An 18,641-nucleotide genomic window follows, 5' to 3' on the forward strand; every position below is an offset into this window, starting at 1 on the left:
GGACCATGCGGCTGATCCAGAAGAACCCCGACTTGTCCGCCTACTTGGTGGCCGACGAGGCCATCAACCATCACCACCCGCTCGTACGGAAGACGGCCGAGCGCCTAGCCGCGCAGGCGTCCGATTCATATTCATACGCCCAGGTCGCCTACGAGTTCGTGCGGGACACCATCCCGCACTCCGCCGACAGCGGAGACCTCCGCGTCACCTGGCGCGCCTCGGACGTCCTGGAGCAGGGCACGGGCATCTGTCACGCCAAATCCCACGCGCTGGCCGCGCTCCTGCGCGCCGAGGACATCCCCGCCGCGCTCTGCTATCAGCGGCTCACGCATGACGCCGGGACCGGGTATGTGCTGCACGGCATGGTCGCCGTGCGCTTCCATGGGGCCTGGCACCGGCAGGACTGCCGCGGGAACAAGCCCGGGGTCGACGCCCAGTTCTCCCTCGACGGTGAGCGGCTGGCCTTCGCTGTGGATGCGGAGTCCAATGAGGTGGACTATCCGGTACTCTTCGATGTACCGGAGCCGGCCGTTCTGCGCGCCCTGCGCGACGCCCCCGACCGGCCCTACTTGTGGGAACACCTCCCCGACGCACTCTGAACAGCAAGCGCACCCCGAAGAGCAAGGCGGACGATGACCCTCCACCTCACCGTTTCCGACGAGGTACGGACCCTCGCGCCCGAGTTCCGGCACGTCGCCATCGAGGCGTACGGTCTGGTCAACAGCCCCAGCAATGAAGGGACTTCGGCCCTTCTCGACGATGCCGCACGCCGCCTCGCCGCGCGTCTCGACGGACGCGCCCCGCACGAGGACCCGCACATGGCGGCCTGGCGCGCCGCCTACACGGCCTTCGGCTCCAAGCCCTCCCGCACCCGCAACTCGGCCGAAGCGCTGGCCAAGAGGGCCCTCGCGGACGGCGCGCTGCCGCGGATCAACACCCTGATCGACGTCTACAACGCGATCAGCGTGGCCCATCTGATCCCGGTCGGCGGCGAGGACCTGGACCACATCAAGGGCGGCATGCGCCTCGTCAGGGCCACCGGCGAAGAGGGCTTCGCCACCGTGGCCGGGGGAGCGGACGTCGTGGAACACCCCGACGCAGGCGAGGTCGTCTGGTGTGACGACGACGGGGTGACCTGCCGCCGCTGGAACTGGCGCCAGGGCACCCGTACGCGGCTGACCGAGGAGTCGGTGAACGCGCTCTTCCTGCTGGAGGCGATGGGGCCGCACTGCGACGTGGTGGCGGCCGGCACCGAACTCGCCGAACTCCTGGAGAAGTTCAGCCCCGGCGCGCGGGTCACCGTCCACGCGCCGGAGTAGACGCACCGCGGTGGGCCCGCGGCGCGTCTGCAGTACCGATTCAGCTCGCCTCGGCGGCCTTCACCTCTGCCGCGGTGGGCGCGGTGCCGCCGAGGTGCGCGGGCATCCACCAGGTGTCGTCCGGACCCTTCGGGCGTACGGGGTACGCGCGCTGTGCCGCTTCGAGGAGCTCCTGCACGCGCTCGCGCAGCCGCCGGGTGATCGCGCCGGCGTACTGGTCGCGCGGGGCCTCCATCGGCTCGCCCACCCGGATCGTGATCGGGATGTGCTGTCGCTTGAAGTTCTTCGGGTGGCCCTTCGTCCACAGGCGCTGGGTGCCCCACAGCGCCATCGGGATCAGCGGCACACCGGCCTCCTGGGCCAGGCGCGCGGCGCCCGACTTGAAGCTCTTCAGCGTGAACGACTGCGAGATCGTCGCCTCGGGGAACACCCCGATGACCTGACCGGAGCGCAGCGAGTCGAGGGCGTGCGCATACGCGTCCTCGCCCTGCTTCCGGTCCACGGGGATGTGCTTCATGCTGCGCATCAGCGGACCGGAGATCTTGTGCCGGAACACCGACTCCTTCGCCATGAAGCGCACCAGGCGCTTCTGCGGCAGCGCTGCGAGACCGTCGAAAATGAAGTCCAGGTAGCTGATGTGATTGCTGACCAGGACCGCGCCGCCGGAGCGCGGAATGTTCTCCGCGCCCTTGACGTCGATCTTCAGATCGAGCGCCTTGAACATCGTGCGGGCCGCGCCGATGACCGGACGGTAGACGAGCTCTGCCATGGAGGGGGAGGACCCTTCATCTCTGCCTGGGGAGGGGGCTCCCGGCGGGAAGTTACGCAGCCGTAGGTTTTGTGGCTTGCGCAGATCGTGCCCCATCAACGGCTGAGTAGCCAGTCCTGGTTCCGGCCGGGCGCGAGATCCTCGTCACTCCCACGCGGTCCGCACAACCCGTTGATCAGCCAAATCGTGCCGCGCCACGCCGCAGGAGCAGGTACATCTCGCACCCCAGGCAGTAGCCGAACGCCGAGTTGAGGAACGCCGCCGCCAGCGCGCAGGCCGTCGCCCCGAGCCCGAGCCAGCCCGGCCCCCACACCAGACCCACCAGACCCACCGCCGCAAAGACGAGCCCGACGAACTGCGCGAACCGCGGCGGCTGCGGAGCCTCGAACTCCGTGGGCGGCCCGAGCCGCGGCCGCACCGCCGTACGGAACAGCCACGCATAGGGAGAACGCCCCACCCCGCCCGCCGCGCCGAGCGCGAAACACAGCGTCTGCCACGCCAGGAGCCAAGCGCTGCCCGTGACGAGTACCAGGGCCAGTACGACCGTCGTGACCGCGGCACCGAACCGCGGTCCTCTCACATCAATGTCCATGAACCCAGCATTCCGCAACGGTGCGCTGCGCGGACCCGGGGAATCTTTGCGGTCTCGTGAATGCTGCACTGGAGCGATGACCGGACTTGTGGTGTGTGTGGCCGTGCTCGCCGTGGCGAGCGCCTTCGGGCTGATGCAACGGCGGCGGAGCGGGAGGATGAAGGTGCGGCAGGGTGAATCGGCGCTCGGAGCGGCGCGGTTGGGGGAGGGGTTGGGGGAGCGGGCCACGCTCGTGCAGTTCTCCAGCGCCTTCTGCGCCCCGTGCCGGGCCACCCGGCGCGTGCTCGGCGAAGTGGCCGAAATGGTTCCCGGCGTGGCTCATGTGGAGATCGACGCCGAGGAGCGGCTCGACCTCGTACGGGAACTCGGCATCCTCAAGACGCCCACCGTGCTCGTCCTCGACGCGGCCGGGCACATCGTGCGCCGCGCCTCGGGTCAGCCGCGCAAGGCCGACGTCATCGCCGCGCTCGGGGAGGCGGTCTGACGGGTGGTGACCACGTCGTGACGCTTCTCCCAGATGGCGGGACGCACTTGACTGCACGCACCACCTATCGTCAGCCTGACTGTATGCCCACGGAACTCCTTCTCTTCGAGCGTGCCCATGTGGACCTCGCCCGCTGCGCGAGTGCGCGCTGTCCCGGCTCCTGAGCAGCCACGGACCCCGCTCGCACCCCTCCGGCAGAAGGACAACTCCATGACGGCCACGCCCGATCTCCGCACCGCCACGACCGCATCGCCCGACCTGCTGCGCTCGGTCTTCCGCCGGCACGCGGCCGGAGTCGCCGTGATCACCGCCCGGGGCGCCGCCCCCGTCGGCTTCACCGCCACCTCCCTGACGTCCGTGTCGGCCGAACCCCCCGTCATCTCGTTCGGTATCGGCCTGGGCGCCTCCAGTTGGCCCGTCGTCTCCGAGGCCGAACACATCGGCGTGCACATACTCGGCGAGCATCAGCAGGATCTGGCCGCCACGTTCGCGAAGAGCGGGGCCGACCGCTTCGGGGGCTCCACGCGCTGGCACGAGGGCCCGGAGGGCGTGCCCGTACTCGAAGGCGTCCTGGCCTGGCTGGTGTGCCGGGTGATCGCACGCGTGCCCGCCGGTGACCACCGCCTTGTGCTCGCCGAGGCCGTCGCCGGAGACCCCGCGGGGACCGGCCGGCCGCTCGTCTACCACCAGGGCCGGTTCAACGGTCTGCGCGACTAGGATCACAGTTCAAAGCGCTTGCTTAGCGGGCGAATCCTGGGTGTACTGACGAGTAATATTCCGTTCGGGGCGCGGGCCGCCCCGACCGGGAGAGTCCGCTTCGGACGCCTATGCTGCCTGCAGGGAGCAAGGCCGCCCAGTAAAGACGATTGCAGTAGGAGAGCCGGCGTGAGCTTGAGGATCGTTGTCACCGTGAAGTATGTGCCGGATGCGACGGGGGACCGGCATTTCGCTGATGACCTGACGGTGGACCGTGATGATGTGGACGGGCTGCTGTCGGAGCTGGACGAGTACGCGGTCGAGCAGGCGTTGCAGATCGCGGACGAGGCGGACGATGCGGAGATCACCGTGTTGACGGTGGGTCCGGAGGACGCGAAGGACGCGTTGCGCAAGGCGTTGTCGATGGGCGCGGACAAGGCGATCCATGTCGAGGACGACGATCTGCACGGCACGGACATCGTGGGCACGTCGCTGGTGTTGGCGAAGGCGATCGAGAAGGCCGGCTTCGATCTGGTGGTCTCGGGTATGGCGTCGACGGACGGCACGGCGGGTGTGGTCCCGGCGCTGCTCGCGGAGCGGCTGGGTGTGCCGCAGGTGACGCTGCTCTCGGAGGTGTCGGTCCAGGGTGGTGTGGTGACGGGCCGCCGTGACGGTGACACGGCGTCGGAGCAGGTGGAGGCGTCCCTGCCGGCGGTGGTGTCGGTGACCGACCAGTCGGGCGAGGCGCGTTACCCCTCGTTCAAGGGGATCATGGCGGCGAAGAAGAAGCCGGTCACCTCCTGGGACCTCTCGGATCTGGACATCGAGGCCGAGGAAGTGGGCCTGGAGGGCGCCTGGACGAAGGTCGATTCCGCGGCTGAGCGTCCGGCGCGCAGTGCGGGCACGATCGTCAAGGACGAGGGCGAGGGCGGCAAGCAGCTCGCCGAGTTCCTCGCGGGCCAGAAGTTCATCTGAGCCCCGTCTGCTCGAATCACCCGCTCTGTCCTCATCTTTCGCACGCAGGAGAGAAGAAGTCCCATGGCTGAAGTTCTGGTCTACGTCGATCACGTGGACGGTGCCGTCCGCAAGCCCACCCTTGAACTGCTGACCCTGGCCCGCCGTCTGGGCGAGCCCGTCGCGCTGGCGATCGGTGCCGGTGCCGCCGACACCGCCGCGACCCTCGCCGAGCACGGCGCGACCCGTGTCCTGACGCACGATGCCGCCGAGTACGCCGACTACCTCGTCGTGCCGAAGGTGGATGCGCTGCAGGCCGCCTACGACAGCGTGTCCCCGGCCGCCGTGCTGGTCCCCTCCTCCGCGGAGGGCAAGGAGATCGCCGCGCGTCTCGCGGTGCGGATCGGGTCGGGTGTCATCACCGACGCCACCGACCTGACGGCCGGCGACTCGGGTCCGGTCGCCACCCAGTCGGCGTTCGCCGCGTCCTTCACCACCACCACCCGGGTGGCCAAGGGCACCCCGGTCATCACCGTCAAGCCCAACAGTGCCCCGGTCGAGTCCGCCCCGGCCACCGGTGCGGTCGAGGCGCTCACCGTGACGTTCTCCGAGCAGGCCAGGGGCACCAAGGTCACCGCGCGCACGGCGCGTGAGTCGACCGGGCGCCCCGACCTGACCGAGGCCGCGATCGTGGTCTCCGGCGGACGTGGTGTCAACGGCGCGGAGAACTTCGCGATCATCGAGGCCCTCGCCGACTCCCTCGGCGCGGCGGTCGGCGCTTCCCGCGCCGCGGTCGACGCGGGCTGGTACCCGCACTCCAACCAGGTCGGCCAGACCGGCAAGTCCGTCTCCCCGCAGCTGTACATCGCCAACGGCATCTCCGGCGCGATCCAGCACCGGGCCGGCATGCAGACCTCGAAGACCATCGTCGCGGTCAACAAGGACGCCGAAGCCCCGATCTTCGACCTCGTCGACTACGGCGTCGTCGGCGACCTCTTCGACGTCGTCCCCCAACTCACCGAGGAAATCAACACCCGCAAGGGCTGAGCTTCTCAGGGCCGGTAACGGGGCCGCGTGGTGATCTTCACCGCGCGGCCCCGTTCGCGTACGAGGGACCATTGACGCAGGTGGCGAGCGCAGATAACTTCGCTATACGGATTGTTGATTCCGTGAAGCGGAAACTCTGGAACGTCGAGAGTGTGGAGGGTGCAGGAATGGGTCAGCAAGAGAAGGTGGCAACGAGCCTCGCCGGTGCGGTCAGCGAGGGCATCAGCGCTTCCCTCGCCCCCGTGGACGCGGAGCTGGAGCGCCGCTACCCCGGAGACCCCGGCACCCGGCAGCCCGTCCACACCGTGTACGTCCCCGGTGAGCAGTTCGACGCCGACACCATTCGCACTTGGGGTGACAAGGCCCTGGCGATGCTCGACGAACACGCCCCGGACGCCGCCTCCTTCGCCGCCGTTCTCGGTCTGGGCGACGACCTCGCCGAGGCGGTCCACACGCGCGTACGCGCCAAGCTGGAGCGCGAGCCGGTCGAGGACCTGCGCATCGACTTCGAGGACGGCTACAAGGGCGCCGACGAGGACCAGGACGCCGCCCGCGCGGCCCGGCTGGTCGCCGAGGCGTACAAGAACGGCACCGCCGCTCCGTACATGGGCATCCGCATGAAGTGCATGGAGGCGCCGGTACGCGACCGGGGCATCCGCACCCTCGACATCTTCCTGTCCGGCCTCATGGAGGCGGGCGGCCTCCCCGACGGGCTCGTCCTCACGCTCCCCAAGGTCACGTACCCGGAGCAGGTCACCGCCATGGTCCGGCTTCTGGAGGCGTTCGAGAAGGCGCACGGTCTCGAGGCGGGACGCCTCGGCTTCGAGATCCAGATCGAGACCAGCCAGTCCATCCTCGCCGCCGACGGCACCGCCGCCGTCGCCCGCATGATCGACGCCGCCGAGGGCCGCGCGACCGGACTGCACTACGGCACCTTCGACTACAGCGCCTGCCTCGGCGTCAGTGCTGCCTACCAGGCCAGCGACCACCCGGCCGCCGACTACGCGAAGGCCGTCATGCAGGTGGCCGCCGCCGGTACCGGTGTCCGCGTCTCGGACGGCTCCACCAACGTCCTGCCCGTCGGCACGACCGCGAAGGTCCACGACGCCTGGCGCCTGCACTACGGCCTCACCCGCCGCGCCCTGGCCCGGGCCTACTACCAGGGCTGGGACATGCACCCGGGCCACATCCCGACCCGCTACGCCGCGGTCTTCGCCTTCTACCGCGAGGGCTTCGAGTCGGCCGCCGCGCGCCTGGCCGCCTACGCCGGTCACCACGAGGGCGGCGACGTGGCGGACGAGCCGGCCACCGCCAAGGCGCTCGCCGGCTATCTGCTGCGCGGCCTGGACTGCGGCGCCCTCGACACGGGCGAGGTCACCCGGATCACCGGTCTCACCCTGGCCCGCCTCCAGGGATTCGCGGGCCCGCGCCGCGGCGACCTGACCGCGCAGGAACGGTGACGGTCGTCCCGGTCCCGTAACGCGTATCCGGTCCCGTCACCGCTGCCCCGTAGTCTGTACGCCACTCAAACAGGCGTCACAGGGACGGGGCAGCGGTGTCTTCGGGGGATCAGGAAGAGGCGGAAGGCGGCCGCCTCCTCGCGGGGCGGTACCGCGTGCGGGGACAGCTCGGCCGGGGCGGCATGGGCGTCGTGTGGCGCGCAGTCGACGAGGTGCTCGGCCGTGAGGTCGCTCTCAAGGAACTGCGCACCTACTCGGACGCCGCCGGGTCCGAGCTGGCCGACCTCGGCGTGCGGATGCAGCGGGAGGCCCGCGCCGCCGCCCGCGTGCGCCACCCCGGAGTCGTCGCCGTGCACGACGTCACCGAGGTCGACGGCCGGCCCCTCATCGTCATGGAACTCGTCGACGGCCCGTCCCTCGACGACGTCCTGCGTGACCGGGGCCCGCTCGACCCGCGCGAGGCCGCCGCGATCGGCGCCAAGGTCATGGACGCCCTCGAGGCGGCCCACCGCGCCGGGGTCCTGCACCGGGACGTGAAGCCGGGCAACATCCTCCTCGACCGCTCGGGCCGCGTCGTCCTCACGGACTTCGGCATCGCGACGATGGACGACCCGGGCGACGGCTCGGCGACCCACCTCACCCGCAGCGGCGAACTCGTCGGCTCCCTCGACTACTTGGCCCCCGAGCGCGCCCAGGGCCAGGTCCCCGGTCCGGCATCCGACGTATGGGCCGTCGGCGCCACGCTGTACGCGGCAGTCGAAGGAGCTTCGCCCTTCCGGCGTACGTCCACGTGGTCGACGCTCACCGCGATCGTCGTCGAGCCGCTGCCCGAACCCCGGCGGGCCGGCCAGCACCTCACCCCCGTGCTCCAGCAACTGATGGCCAAGGATCCGCAGACGCGGCCCGATGCCGATCGGGCCCGGCAGCTTCTCGAAGCGATCGCCGCGGCACCGGCCGACGTCGCCACCGCCGCGCTCCGGCAGCCCGGACCGCGTCCGAGGGAGACGACGGTGCGCAACGTGCCGTCCCTGCCGCCGCCCGGCTTCGGCCCGGCGCCGACCCCCGCGAACGCCCAGGCGCCTGCCCCTGTGAACGCCCCGCCGCCCGCCCCTGTCAACGCCTCGCCCCCTGACGAGCCGCGCAAGCCCGGCCGTATGCGCGTGCTGCTCGCCGTCGCGGCCGTCATCGCCGTACTCGGGGCGGCCGGCGCGACCGTGGCCGCGCTCAACGGGTCCGACGACAAGGGGGACCGGGCCGCCTCATCGGGTGCGGCCACCACGGGCACGCCGGAGGCGGACCACAGTCGTGGAGCCCTGGACGGCACGCCGAAGCCGTCCGCCAGCCGGCCCGTACCCTCCGCCTCCGGCCCGGCCGAGCCCCGCCCCACGAAGAGCGGCACCACGGGAGGAGGCGGCGGGGCGAGCCCGGCACCCGCTCCGGCCTGCCACTCCGCAGGCGGCGGCAAGTACAACTGCACGGTGTGGCGCACGTCCGACTCGTACACCGCGTCCGGCGACCGCGCGGGCGTCCTGAACGCGGGCACCAACTACTTCTACTGCCAGCAGAACCTGGGCCGCCGCGAGACGTACGGGCAGTGGACGAACGTCTGGTGGGCGAAGACGGACGACGACAGCGGCAACACGAACGTCTTCGTCAGCGACGTCTACATCAAGGGCGGCGACAACAACGCGCCGCTCCCCGGGCTCCCTGTCTGCTGACCCCCGCCGAGCCGCCCGCGGCCTCAACTGTCAGTCGGCCGGGGGCAGTTCGCCCGAGCCGCGCGTGATCAGCCGGGTCGGCAGCTCGATCCGCTCCGGCGCCACCGACACCCCGTCGAGCTGCCGGAAAAGCCGCTCGGCGGCCGTGCGGCCCAGCTGTGCGGCGTCCTGCGCGACGACGGTCACGCCGGGGCGCAGCAGATCGCCCAGCTCGATGTCGTCGAAGCCGACCAGCGCCACCGGGCGCGTCACCTCCGAAAGGACGCGGACGACGGTGACCGTCACACGGTTGTTGCCCGCGAAGATCGCCGTGACCGGCTCGGGCCCCGCGAGCATCTCCTCCGCGGCGCGCCGCACCCGCTCCGGATCGGTCACGCCGAGCGACATCCACGCGTCCTCGACGACTGTCCCGGCGTCCTCCATCGCGGTCCGGTAGCCGCGCAGACGCTCGGCGGCGGTGTGGATGCGCGGCTGGTCACCGATGAAGCCGATACGGCGGTGGCCGTGCGCGATCAGATGCGCGACGCCGTCACGCGCGCCCCCGAAGCTGTCGGACAGGACCACGTCCGCGTCGATCTTCCCGGCGGGTCGGTCGACGAACACGGTCGCGACACCGGCTGCGATCTCGGGCTCCAGATAGCGGTGGTCGTCACCGGCCGGGATCACCACGAGCCCGTCCACCCGGCGTGCGCAGAGCGCGAGGACGAGTTCCTGCTCGCGCTCCGGGTCCTCGGCGCTCGACCCGTTGATGAGCAGCGCGCCATGGGCGCGGGCGACCTCCTCGACGGCGCGGCTCAGGGGCCCGTAGAACGGGTCGGCCAGGTCCTCGAGCACCAGGCCGATACTCGCGGTCCTGCCCTTGCGCAGGACGCGCGCGCTGTCGTTGCGGCGGAAGCCCAGGGCCTCGATGGCCTCCTGGACGCGGCGCTCGGTGTCGGGGGTGACCCCCGGCTCGCCGTTCACGACGCGGGACACCGTCTTGAGTCCCACCCCGGCGCGCGCCGCGACGTCCTTCATGGTCGGGCGGTTGCCGTAACGGCTGTCGGGGCGGCGGGCGGTGCGGTCCACGGTGGGCTGTCCTGTCCTGTCGTCGCTGCGGTTCCAGGGGGTTCATCATGCTGTATGGGGATGTAGCGTCGAGCATAGGGCCTGGACAACGTTGTCAGATGCGGGAGAGACTATCCATCGCATTCTCCGACCTGCCATTTCACCAGGGGACCTCACACTGATGCAGACCGACCTCGTCGCCGCGCTCGACATTGGCGGCACCAAGATCGCCGGGGCCCTGGTGGACGACCACGGCCGCATCCTGCTGCGCGCGCAGCGGCCGACTCCGGCCAAGGAGGACGGGGACACGGTGATGCGGGCCGTCGAGGACGTGCTGCGTGAGCTGACCGCCGCGCCGCTGTGGGTGCGGGCGCGGGCCGTGGGCATCGGGAGCGCGGGTCCGGTGGACGCCTCCACCGGCACGGTGAGCCCGGTCAACGTGCCGGGCTGGCGCGACTTCCCGCTCGTGGACCGGGTCCGCGCGGTCACCGGTGGCCTGCCCGTCGATCTGGTCGGCGACGGCGTGGCCATGACGGCCGCCGAGCACTGGCAGGGCGCGGCGCAAGGCCATGACAACGCGCTGTGCATGGTCGTCTCCACCGGCGTCGGCGGCGGCCTGATCCTCGGCGGCAAGCTGCACCCGGGCCCCACGGGCAACGCGGGCCACATCGGCCACATCAGCGTGGATCTGGACGGGGACTCGTGCCCGTGCGGGGCGCGCGGCTGCGTGGAGCGGATCGCGAGCGGGCCGAACATCGCGCGCCGCGCGCTGGACAGCGGCTGGCGTCCCGGCGCGGACGGCGACGTGTCGGCCGCGGCGGTGGCGGCGGCCGCGCGCGCGGGCGACAAGGTGGCCATGGCCTCGTTCGAACGCGCGGCCCAGGCGCTGGCCGCGGGCATCGCCGCGACGGCCACGCTCGTGGAGATCGACATCGCGGTGATCGGCGGGGGAGTGGCGAAGGCGGGAGAAGTCCTCTTCGCGCCCCTGCGCCGCTCGCTGCGTGACTACGCGACGCTGTCGTTCGTGCAGCGCCTCACGGTGGCCCCGGCCCGCATGGGCACGGACGCGGGCCTCGTCGGAGCGGCAGCGGCTGCGCTCACGCGCGACCGGGACGTGTCGGCACTCTGACGCGTCACCTGAGTTCGAAGGGGCGGTGTCGGGGCGGGAAGCTCTGCCCCGACGCCACCCCCTGACGCGTCAGCAGGACAGCGTCGCGTCCCCCCAGTCCGCGTGATCGGAGTCCACGCCGTCGCCGGCGTCGGTCACCACGAGGCGTACCGCCTGGGCCCCGCCCACGTCGGCCGACAGCTGCTCCGCCGCGTCCGCGTTGGTGAGGGTGACGGTCGATGCCACCTTCTTGCCGTCGGCCCAGATCTCGAACGTCACGGTGCCCTTCGTGCCCTTCTCGTCGTCGACGCCCACACTCGCGGTGACGCGCTCGCACGAGCCGCCCGTGTAGTACTCGACGGCGCTGTCCGCGTGCACGCCGAGCCCCTTCCCGTACACGACGCCGCCGATGGTGATCGGATGCCCGTCGCCCGCGTCGCTCTCCCCGTTGCTGGTGTTGCGTTCGACGGGCCCGTACCCGTTCGTCGTGGACAGCCACGGCAGATCGCCGAGGGACGAGGCTCCGGCCGGCGGAGCGACCACCACGTGCGCGGTCAGCGGCAGGGCGCTCTGGGCGCGCACCCCGCCCGGCGAGCGGTACGTGGCCTTGAGGGACAGGTCGTACGCCCCCGTCGCGGTCCCCGCCGGCGCGGTCACGGTCCATGACGTGGTGAGCGCCTTGCCCGTCGGTACGGATCCGGCGCCGGTCGGCGAGGTCGGCCTGACGCTCCACCCTGCGGGCCCGTCCAGTGCGACGGACACCTGGCGTGCGGGCGTGCGGCCGAGGTCGGTGACCGACGTCGTGAGATGGGCGGCCTTGCCCGCCTCGACGAACGGCGCGCCGCTCAGGCCGAGTTCGACGGCGGGCGGGTTGGCGGCCCACTTGTCGTCGGCGGCGACCCGTACCAGTACGGTCCCGTGGGCGGGCACCGTCGCGGAGATGGTCCCGGCCGTGTTGTAGCTCTTGTGCTGCCACAGATCGCGCAGCGTGTAGGCGCTCGCGTGCGGCAGTCCGACCGCTGCGGCCGAGGTCGCGATCCGCTGTGCGTTGCCCGACTCGTTGAAGAGGGCGACGACGCGGCTGCCGTCCTTCATCTCCTTGGCGACGACCCAGCGCCCGCCCTCGGAGGAGAGCACCGTGCCCTGCTTGCCCAGCGGGTCCTGGTCGACCGCGATGACTTCGCGGTTGCTGAGGATGTCGAGGGTCTCGGCGGAGGCCTTGCGCAGGTCGGTGCCGATGAGCAGCGGTGAGGCCATGATCGACCACATCGAGAAGTGCGTGCGGTACTCGGTCGCGGTCATGCCGCCGTTGCCGACCTCGAGCATGTCGGGGTCGTTCCAGTGCCCGGGCCCCGCGTACTGCGCGAGCGGCAGATTCTGCTTCATCAGGGAGAGCATCGAGCCCCAGCTGTCACTGATGTCACCGGTGGTGCGCCACAGATGGCCGACGTCGGCCGCCCACTCCCACGGCTTGTTGGATCCCCATTCGCAGAGGCTGTAGACGATGGGCCGTCCCGTGGCCTTCAGGGCGTCACGCATCGTGCGGTAGCGCTGCTTGGCGTCGACGCCCTGGTTGTTGCAGTTGTCGTACTTGAGGTAGTCGACGCCCCAGTCGGCGAACTGCTGGGCGTCGCTGTACTCGTGACCGAGGCCGCCGGGGAAGCCGATGTCGCTGCACGTCTTGGTGCCGGCGCTCGTGTAGATGCCGAGCTTGAGGCCCTTGGAGTGGACGTAGTCGGCGACGGCCTTGATGCCGCCCGGGAAGCGCACCGGGTCCGGCACGAGCTTGCCGTTCGCGTCGCGCTGCGGCAGGGCCCAGCAGTCGTCGAGGTTGACGTACTGGTAGCCCGCGGCCTTGAGGCCCTTGTCCACGAAGATGTCGGCGATGCCCTTGACCATCGCCTCGTTGAACTCGGCGCGGCAGTGCGTGGAGTTCCAGTTGTTGAAGCCCATGGGAGGGGTCGGCGCGAGCCCGTCGTCGAGCGTGGGCGAGGCCTCCTGGACGCTTGCGCTGTGCGAGCCGGCCGCGCCGGCTTTCGGCGGGTCGGCGACCGCGGCCGGCGCCGTGACGCCCGCGGCACACAGCAGCCCGGTGGCCAACGCTCCGACGACTCTTCGGCGGGTGGTGCGAGAGGTGCGGGTGGGAAGGTGACGCATCGTTACGTTCCTCCGTACTCGCGAAAGGTGGGGTGACGTCATGTTCGCGTCAGTGGCGCGCGTTTACGGTAGGCCGTGTTGGACTCTGTTGGAAGAGATGCGGTAACGGTTGCCCGATGTCCCGTCAGAACCCTTGACGATCTCGGGAGTTGGGAGTGGGATCCAACTCTCGCGTTCGGTTGTGTTGGGTTGCGGCCCCAGGAGGGGGACATGGCACAGTCATCGTTCTACGGTTCTGGCGCGCCCGGGAGCGCGACAGGACATCGGATGTCCCGTCGGGGTCTCCTGCGGGGCGCGGCGGTGGGCGCAGGCGCGCTCACGCTCCCGGCACTGCTCACGGCGTGCGGGGACGGCCCGGGCGGCGACAAGAAGACGGTCACCGTGGGGTCCAACTCCTCGGACGCGGTGCCGAAGAAGGCGTTCGCGGCGGCCTTCACGGCGTACGAGAAGAAGTCCGGCAAGAAAGTCGACGTCAACACCACGGATCACAACGAGTTCCAGACGAACATCACGCGCTATCTCCAGGGCACCCCGGACGACGTCTTCATGTGGTTCGCCGGCTACCGCATGCAGTATTTCGCCGAGAAGGGTCTCCTGACGGACGTCGACGACGTCTGGAAGGGCTTCAAGGGCTTCTCGCAGGCGCTCAAGGACCAGTCCACGCACGACGGCAAGCAGTACTTCGTGCCGTACTACTACTATCCGTGGGCCGTTTTCCACCGGAAGAGCCTCTTCGAGAAGAGGGGCTACGAACAGCCCAGGAACTGGGACGACTTCATCGCCCTGGCGAAGCAGATGCACAAGGACGGCACCCCGGTCGCGTTCTGCGACAAGGACGGCTGGCCCGCGATGGGCACCTTCGACTACATCAACATGCGCCTGAACGGATACGACTTCCACAAGGGCCTCATGGCGGGTACGGAAGCCTGGACCGACACCAAGGTCAAGAAGGTGTTCGACCTCTGGCGCGAACTCATGCCGTACTACCAGAAGGGCGCGCTCGGCCGGACCTGGGAGGAGGCCGCTCAGGGCCTGCAGAAGCGCCAGACCGGCATGGCCGTCTTCGGGATGCCGCACCCGGGCCAGCAGTTCCCGGAGAACGAACGCGCGGACATCGACTTCTTCGCGTTCCCGGAGATCGACCCCCAGTACGGGCAGGACGCGGTGGAGGCGCCCATCGACGGGTTCCTGATCGCGAAGAAGGCCAAGAACGTCGACGCGGGCAAGGCGCTCCTCAAGTACATGGGCACTCCCGGGGCCGAGGACATCTATCTCGCGGGCGACCCGAACAACGTCGCCGTGAACGACGGCGCCGACACCTCCAAGTACACCCCGCTGCAGAAGAAGTCCGCCGAGCTCGTCTCCGGGGCCAAGCAGATATCGCAGTTCATGGACCGCGACACCCGGCCCGACTTCGCGCAGACCGTGATGATCAAGGCGCTGCAGGACTTCATCGGAAATCCGAACGACGTCGACGGCCTCGTCAACCGGATCGAGCGGCAGAAGAAGGAAATCTTCTCGTCCGCCGTCAGCTGAGTAGTGGGGGAATGCGTTCCGTGGCGCTGAACACCGCGCGGCGCGCAGGGCGGCGGAGGTCGCGGCGGTTCACCCGCCGTGACCTCGTCGTTCTCGTCGTGCTCCTGGGAATACCCGTACTGCTCGACATCGTCATCATCTGGGGCCCGACGCTCGCCTCCATCGGCCTGTCCTTCACATCGTGGGACGGCATCGGCGACATCCACTGGGTCGGCGGAAAGAACTACCAGAACCTCGTCGACAACTATCCGCCGTTCTGGCCGGCCGTGCGCCACAACCTCCTGTGGCTCGCCTTTCTCGGCCTGATCGCCACGCCCTTCGGCCTCTTCCTCGCCATACTCATCGACCGGGGCGTGCGCTTCAGCCGCTTCTACCAGTCGACTCTCTATATGCCGGTCGTGCTCTCACTCGCCGTCGTCGGATTCATGGCGCAGCTCGTCCTCGGCACCGACCAGGGCGTCGTCAACACCGTTCTCGACAACCACGAGAACCCGATCGACTGGCTGGGCGACTCGGACATCAACATCTGGATGATGATGCTGGCCGCGAGCTGGCGGCACACCGGATACGTGATGATCCTCTATCTCGCCGGCCTCAAATCCGTCGACCCGACACTGAAAGAAGCCGCGGCGATCGACGGCGCGAACGCCCGCCAGACCTTTTTCCGCGTCGTCTTCCCGACCCTGCGCCCCGTCAATGTCATCGTCGGCGTCATCACCGTCATCGAGTCGCTGCGCGCCTTCGACATCGTCTACGCCGTCAACAAGGGCCGCAACGGCCTGGAACTGCTGTCCGTCCTCATCACGGACAACGTGATCGGCGAGGCCAGCCGCATCGGCTTCGGCTCGGCCATCGCGGTCGTCCTCCTCACGGTCTCCCTGGGATTCATCGTGACGTTCCTGGTCCAAGAGCTGCGAGGTGCGCGCGACCGATGACCGCCGACATCCGTACGACATCCCCCGCCGCCCGGGGCCGCTCCCTGGCCGGCGGGGACCGGCGCGGTGAACACCCGCGCCGGCGCGGCCGGTTCGGGGTGCACATCTTCCTCATGGCCGTCTCGCTGGCGTTCCTCGCCCCGCTCCTGCTCGCGGTCTACGCCTCGCTGCGGCCCTACGAGGAGACGGCGCAGCACGGCTACTTCTCGCTGCCCGAGCACCTGTCCTTCGACTATTACCGTGAGGCCTTCAGCGACTCGGGGATGGGCGAGTACTTCAAGAACACCCTGATCATCGCCGTCCCGGCCGTCCTGATCACACTCTTTCTCGCCTCCTTCGTCGCCTTCGCGGTGTCGCGCATCAAGGTGCGCGGCGGAATCGTGCTCCTGATGTTCTTCACGGCGGGAAACCTGCTGCCTCCCCAGGTTCTCGTCACCCCGCTGTATGTCCTCTTCCTGAAGATTCCGCTGCCGTGGTGGATGTCGGACTCGCTGACGATGTACGACTCGTACTGGGCCGTGATCATCGTCAACATCGGATTCCAGCTGGGATTCTGCGTCTTCGTCCTGGGGAACTTCATGCGGACGCTTCCCCAGGAAATCCTCGAGGCGGCGATCGTCGACGGCGCGGGACTGTGGACGCAGTTCTGGCGCATCACGCTGCCACTGTGCCGCCCGGCTCTCGCGGCGCTCGGCACGCTCGAATTCACCTGGATCTACAACGACTTCCTCTGGGCCCTGATCTTCATCTCGAACCCCGACAAACTCCCGATCACATCGTCCCTCAACAACCTCCGCGGCCAGTTCTTCACCGACTACAACCTCCTGGCCGCCGGTTCAGTCCTGGTGGCTCTCCCCACGATCCTGGTGTTCCTGCTCCTGCAGAGGCACTTCATCGCGGGACTCACGTTGGGGTCGAGTAAGGGGTAGCCGGGCCGGCCGCTCTAGTCCTGCCGTGCCGCCGCCTCGACGGTCGGGGCCGGGGCGAAGAGCGGCAGCAGGCCCGTCACCTCCAGCAGGCGTAGCGTCAGCGGCTGGTTGCAGACCACCCTCAGGCGGCCGCCGCGGGACTCCACGCGGCGGCGGGTGCGCATGAGGAGGGTGAGGCCCGAGCAGTCGAAGAACGTCGTGCGGGTCAGGTCGATCACCACAGTGGCGGCCGGGCCCGCCGCCACCGTCTCGAGCAGGGCGACGGAGTCCTGGAGCGTCACGATGTCGACCTCGCCGCGCAGTTCGACGACGACGCAGTCACCGGTCTCGTAGACCACGGGGGGCGCCGGGGGCGTGTCCGTGCCGCCGCGGCGATCTTCACCCTGTCGCATGGATCCCCTCGGCCGCGCGGGCACACCTCATGGGGGGAGCGCTCCCGTACACCGTCCGGAGTCAGCTCTGGGAGTGCGGCCGGCGGGCGGCCTGGCGCAGGGTCTTCGCCACGTCGTGCCGGTTCAGGCCCTGTTCCTGCGCGTACGCCGTGACCGCGGCCTCGACCTTGGCCGCCGCCTCGAACCAGGCCTCCCGCTGCGCCTGACGCTCCGCGTCATCGAGGTGCTCCAGGGTGCGGCCCTTGTCATCGGCGTCGTGCTGCAAGCGAATCATCTCTTCGGGAAGGTCCACGGAGCGGATCCTAAGCGGCCCCCGCGGCTGGTTCGCGGACCTCGGTGACGTGCGCGAGGCGTACGCGAGGCGCGCCCCCATCAGGTGCTGGTTTCCGCCGCACGCTGTTGCGGGCAAGCCTCAGGGGGCCGACAGAGGAGGGGGAACCGTGATCGTCTGGATCAACGGTGCTTTCGGTGCGGGGAAGACCACCACCGCACGGGAACTGATCGAGCTGATCCCGAACAGCACGCTCTTCGACCCCGACGCGATCGGCGGGGAACTCGCGCAGCTGCTGCCCGCCAAGCAGCTGGCAGAGGTGACCGACATCCAGGACCTGCGCATCTGGCGGCGGCTCGTCGTCGACACTGCCGCCGCGCTGCTCGCCGAGGTGGGCGGCGTCCTCGTCGTCCCGGCGACGCTGCTCAGCCAGGAGTACCGCGACGAGATCTTCGGCGGTCTCGCCGCCCGCAGGATCCCCGTACGCCATGTGCTCCTCGCCCCGGCCGAAACGATCCTGCGCGAGCGAATAGCCCGGCGCGAGATACCGCCCGAGACACGCGACGGCGAGCTGCGCGTCCGCCAGTGGTCCTACGACCACATCGAGGCCTACCGCACGGCGCTGGCCACCTGGCTCACCGCCGACGCCCACCCCGTCGACACCAGCGCGCTCAGCGCGTACGGAGCGGCCGAACGCATCGCCGAGGCCGTGCGCACCGGCGCCGTCGAGCCGTGCGACATCGTCCAGACGCCCGAGCCCACCGGTGAGACCGTCGCCGCGGGCGTACTCCTCTTCGACGAGGAGGGCCGCGTGCTCCTCGTCGACCCCACGTACAAGGCCGGCTGGGAGTTCCCCGGCGGTGTCGTGGAACCCGGAGAGGCCCCCGCCAGGGCCGGTGTACGGGAGGTCGCCGAGGAGACCGGGATCCAGCTCCCCGAGCTGCCCGGCCTGCTCGTCGTGGACTGGGAGGCGCCCGAACCTCCCGCGTACGGCGGCCTGCGGCTGCTCTTCGACGGCGGGCGCCTCGACGGCGCCGAGGCCAGCCGCATGATCCTTCCGGGCCCGGAGCTGCGCGGCTGGCGGTTCGTCACCGAACAGGAGGCTGCCGGACTCCTGCCTCCCGTCCGGTACGAGCGCCTGCGCTGGGCGCTGCGGGCCCGCGAGCGCGGAGCCGCCCTCTACCTGGAAGCCGGGGTGCCGGTGGGCTGACGCGCCGTACGGGGATG

The 18,641-nt window shown here is 70.0% G+C and carries 19 protein-coding genes; 13 read left to right on the forward strand and 6 right to left on the reverse strand.

Features of this window, described 5'->3' with window-relative positions; genetic code table 11:
* Positions 1 to 5: 5 nt before the first annotated feature.
* Positions 6 to 599 carry a transglutaminase family protein gene (locus OG698_RS39670; RefSeq protein WP_406108907.1) on the forward strand — a complete coding sequence of 198 codons (594 nt, stop codon included), beginning with the start codon at positions 6 to 8 and terminating at the stop codon, positions 597 to 599.
* Positions 600 to 632: 33 nt separating this feature from the next.
* Positions 633 to 1,319 carry a B3/4 domain-containing protein gene (locus tag OG698_RS39675; protein WP_406108908.1) on the forward strand — a complete coding sequence of 229 codons (687 nt, stop codon included), beginning with the start codon at positions 633 to 635 and terminating at the stop codon, positions 1,317 to 1,319.
* Between the two features lie 40 nt (positions 1,320 to 1,359).
* Here the strand turns inward: OG698_RS39675 and OG698_RS39680 are convergent, their stop codons facing one another.
* Both OG698_RS39680 and OG698_RS39685 read right to left on the reverse strand, forming a co-directional pair.
* Positions 1,360 to 2,088, reverse strand: coding sequence for a lysophospholipid acyltransferase family protein (locus OG698_RS39680; RefSeq protein WP_326777141.1), 729 nt, complete (start codon positions 2,086 to 2,088; stop codon positions 1,360 to 1,362).
* A gap of 175 nt (positions 2,089 to 2,263) precedes the next feature.
* The gene (locus OG698_RS39685) at positions 2,264 to 2,680 is read right to left on the reverse strand and encodes a DUF4395 domain-containing protein (RefSeq protein WP_399983123.1); all 417 of its coding nucleotides are present in this window, start codon (positions 2,678 to 2,680) and stop codon (positions 2,264 to 2,266) included.
* Between the two features lie 76 nt (positions 2,681 to 2,756).
* On the opposite strand from OG698_RS39685, the gene OG698_RS39690 reads away from it, so the two are divergent.
* The 6 genes from OG698_RS39690 (at position 2,757) to OG698_RS39715 (ending at position 9,039) form a co-directional block, all read left to right on the forward strand.
* Complete coding sequence (locus OG698_RS39690) at positions 2,757 to 3,164, forward strand: TlpA family protein disulfide reductase (protein WP_406108910.1); 408 nt, start codon at positions 2,757 to 2,759, stop codon at positions 3,162 to 3,164.
* Positions 3,165 to 3,374: 210 nt separating this feature from the next.
* Positions 3,375 to 3,881, forward strand: a complete 507-nt coding sequence (locus OG698_RS39695) for a flavin reductase family protein (protein WP_406108912.1) — start codon at positions 3,375 to 3,377, stop codon at positions 3,879 to 3,881.
* Between the two features lie 168 nt (positions 3,882 to 4,049).
* Complete coding sequence (locus OG698_RS39700; RefSeq protein ID WP_406108795.1) at positions 4,050 to 4,835, forward strand: electron transfer flavoprotein subunit beta/FixA family protein; 786 nt, start codon at positions 4,050 to 4,052, stop codon at positions 4,833 to 4,835.
* Between the two features lie 63 nt (positions 4,836 to 4,898).
* Positions 4,899 to 5,861 carry an electron transfer flavoprotein subunit alpha/FixB family protein gene (locus tag OG698_RS39705; RefSeq protein WP_406108794.1) on the forward strand — a complete coding sequence of 321 codons (963 nt, stop codon included), beginning with the start codon at positions 4,899 to 4,901 and terminating at the stop codon, positions 5,859 to 5,861.
* Positions 5,862 to 6,028: 167 nt separating this feature from the next.
* Positions 6,029 to 7,321, forward strand: coding sequence for a DUF6986 family protein (locus OG698_RS39710; protein ID WP_100598506.1), 1,293 nt, complete (start codon positions 6,029 to 6,031; stop codon positions 7,319 to 7,321).
* A 95-nt stretch (positions 7,322 to 7,416) separates the two neighbouring features.
* Positions 7,417 to 9,039 carry a serine/threonine-protein kinase gene (locus tag OG698_RS39715; RefSeq protein WP_406108914.1) on the forward strand — a complete coding sequence of 541 codons (1,623 nt, stop codon included), beginning with the start codon at positions 7,417 to 7,419 and terminating at the stop codon, positions 9,037 to 9,039.
* A gap of 30 nt (positions 9,040 to 9,069) precedes the next feature.
* Here the strand turns inward: OG698_RS39715 and OG698_RS39720 are convergent, their stop codons facing one another.
* Positions 9,070 to 10,107 carry a LacI family DNA-binding transcriptional regulator gene (locus OG698_RS39720; RefSeq protein ID WP_399981868.1) on the reverse strand — a complete coding sequence of 346 codons (1,038 nt, stop codon included), beginning with the start codon at positions 10,105 to 10,107 and terminating at the stop codon, positions 9,070 to 9,072.
* 160 nt (positions 10,108 to 10,267) lie between these two features.
* Here OG698_RS39720 and OG698_RS39725 point away from each other — a divergent pair, with 160 nt between their 5' ends.
* Positions 10,268 to 11,215 carry an ROK family protein gene (locus OG698_RS39725; RefSeq protein ID WP_406108916.1) on the forward strand — a complete coding sequence of 316 codons (948 nt, stop codon included), beginning with the start codon at positions 10,268 to 10,270 and terminating at the stop codon, positions 11,213 to 11,215.
* A gap of 69 nt (positions 11,216 to 11,284) precedes the next feature.
* On the opposite strand, the gene OG698_RS39730 is transcribed toward OG698_RS39725, so the two are convergent.
* Positions 11,285 to 13,351 carry an NPCBM/NEW2 domain-containing protein gene (locus OG698_RS39730; RefSeq protein ID WP_406108918.1) on the reverse strand — a complete coding sequence of 689 codons (2,067 nt, stop codon included), beginning with the start codon at positions 13,349 to 13,351 and terminating at the stop codon, positions 11,285 to 11,287.
* Positions 13,352 to 13,618: 267 nt separating this feature from the next.
* Here OG698_RS39730 and OG698_RS39735 point away from each other — a divergent pair, with 267 nt between their 5' ends.
* The 3 genes from OG698_RS39735 to OG698_RS39745 are packed head-to-tail and all read left to right on the forward strand — an operon-like array spanning position 13,619 to position 16,751.
* Positions 13,619 to 14,887 carry an ABC transporter substrate-binding protein gene (locus tag OG698_RS39735; RefSeq protein WP_406108920.1) on the forward strand — a complete coding sequence of 423 codons (1,269 nt, stop codon included), beginning with the start codon at positions 13,619 to 13,621 and terminating at the stop codon, positions 14,885 to 14,887.
* Positions 14,888 to 14,898: 11 nt separating this feature from the next.
* Positions 14,899 to 15,822, forward strand: coding sequence for a carbohydrate ABC transporter permease (locus tag OG698_RS39740; protein WP_406108921.1), 924 nt, complete (start codon positions 14,899 to 14,901; stop codon positions 15,820 to 15,822).
* Positions 15,819 to 16,751, forward strand: a complete 933-nt coding sequence (locus OG698_RS39745) for a carbohydrate ABC transporter permease (RefSeq protein ID WP_406108923.1) — start codon at positions 15,819 to 15,821, stop codon at positions 16,749 to 16,751. The genes OG698_RS39740 and OG698_RS39745 overlap by 4 nt, the downstream gene beginning before the upstream one ends.
* Positions 16,752 to 16,765: 14 nt before the next feature.
* On the opposite strand, the gene OG698_RS39750 is transcribed toward OG698_RS39745, so the two are convergent.
* Complete coding sequence (locus OG698_RS39750) at positions 16,766 to 17,143, reverse strand: anti-sigma factor antagonist (RefSeq protein ID WP_399981854.1); 378 nt, start codon at positions 17,141 to 17,143, stop codon at positions 16,766 to 16,768.
* Positions 17,144 to 17,204: 61 nt separating this feature from the next.
* The gene (locus OG698_RS39755) at positions 17,205 to 17,435 is read right to left on the reverse strand and encodes a hypothetical protein (RefSeq protein WP_406108925.1); all 231 of its coding nucleotides are present in this window, start codon (positions 17,433 to 17,435) and stop codon (positions 17,205 to 17,207) included.
* Positions 17,436 to 17,583: 148 nt separating this feature from the next.
* Between OG698_RS39755 and OG698_RS39760 the strand changes: the two genes are divergently transcribed.
* Positions 17,584 to 18,624 carry an NUDIX domain-containing protein gene (locus OG698_RS39760; protein WP_406108927.1) on the forward strand — a complete coding sequence of 347 codons (1,041 nt, stop codon included), beginning with the start codon at positions 17,584 to 17,586 and terminating at the stop codon, positions 18,622 to 18,624.
* Positions 18,625 to 18,641: the final 17 nt, after the last annotated feature.

It is taken from the genome of Streptomyces sp. NBC_01003 (genome assembly GCF_045162695.1).
In the GTDB taxonomy this organism is placed as follows: Bacteria; Actinomycetota; Actinomycetes; order Streptomycetales; family Streptomycetaceae; genus Streptomyces.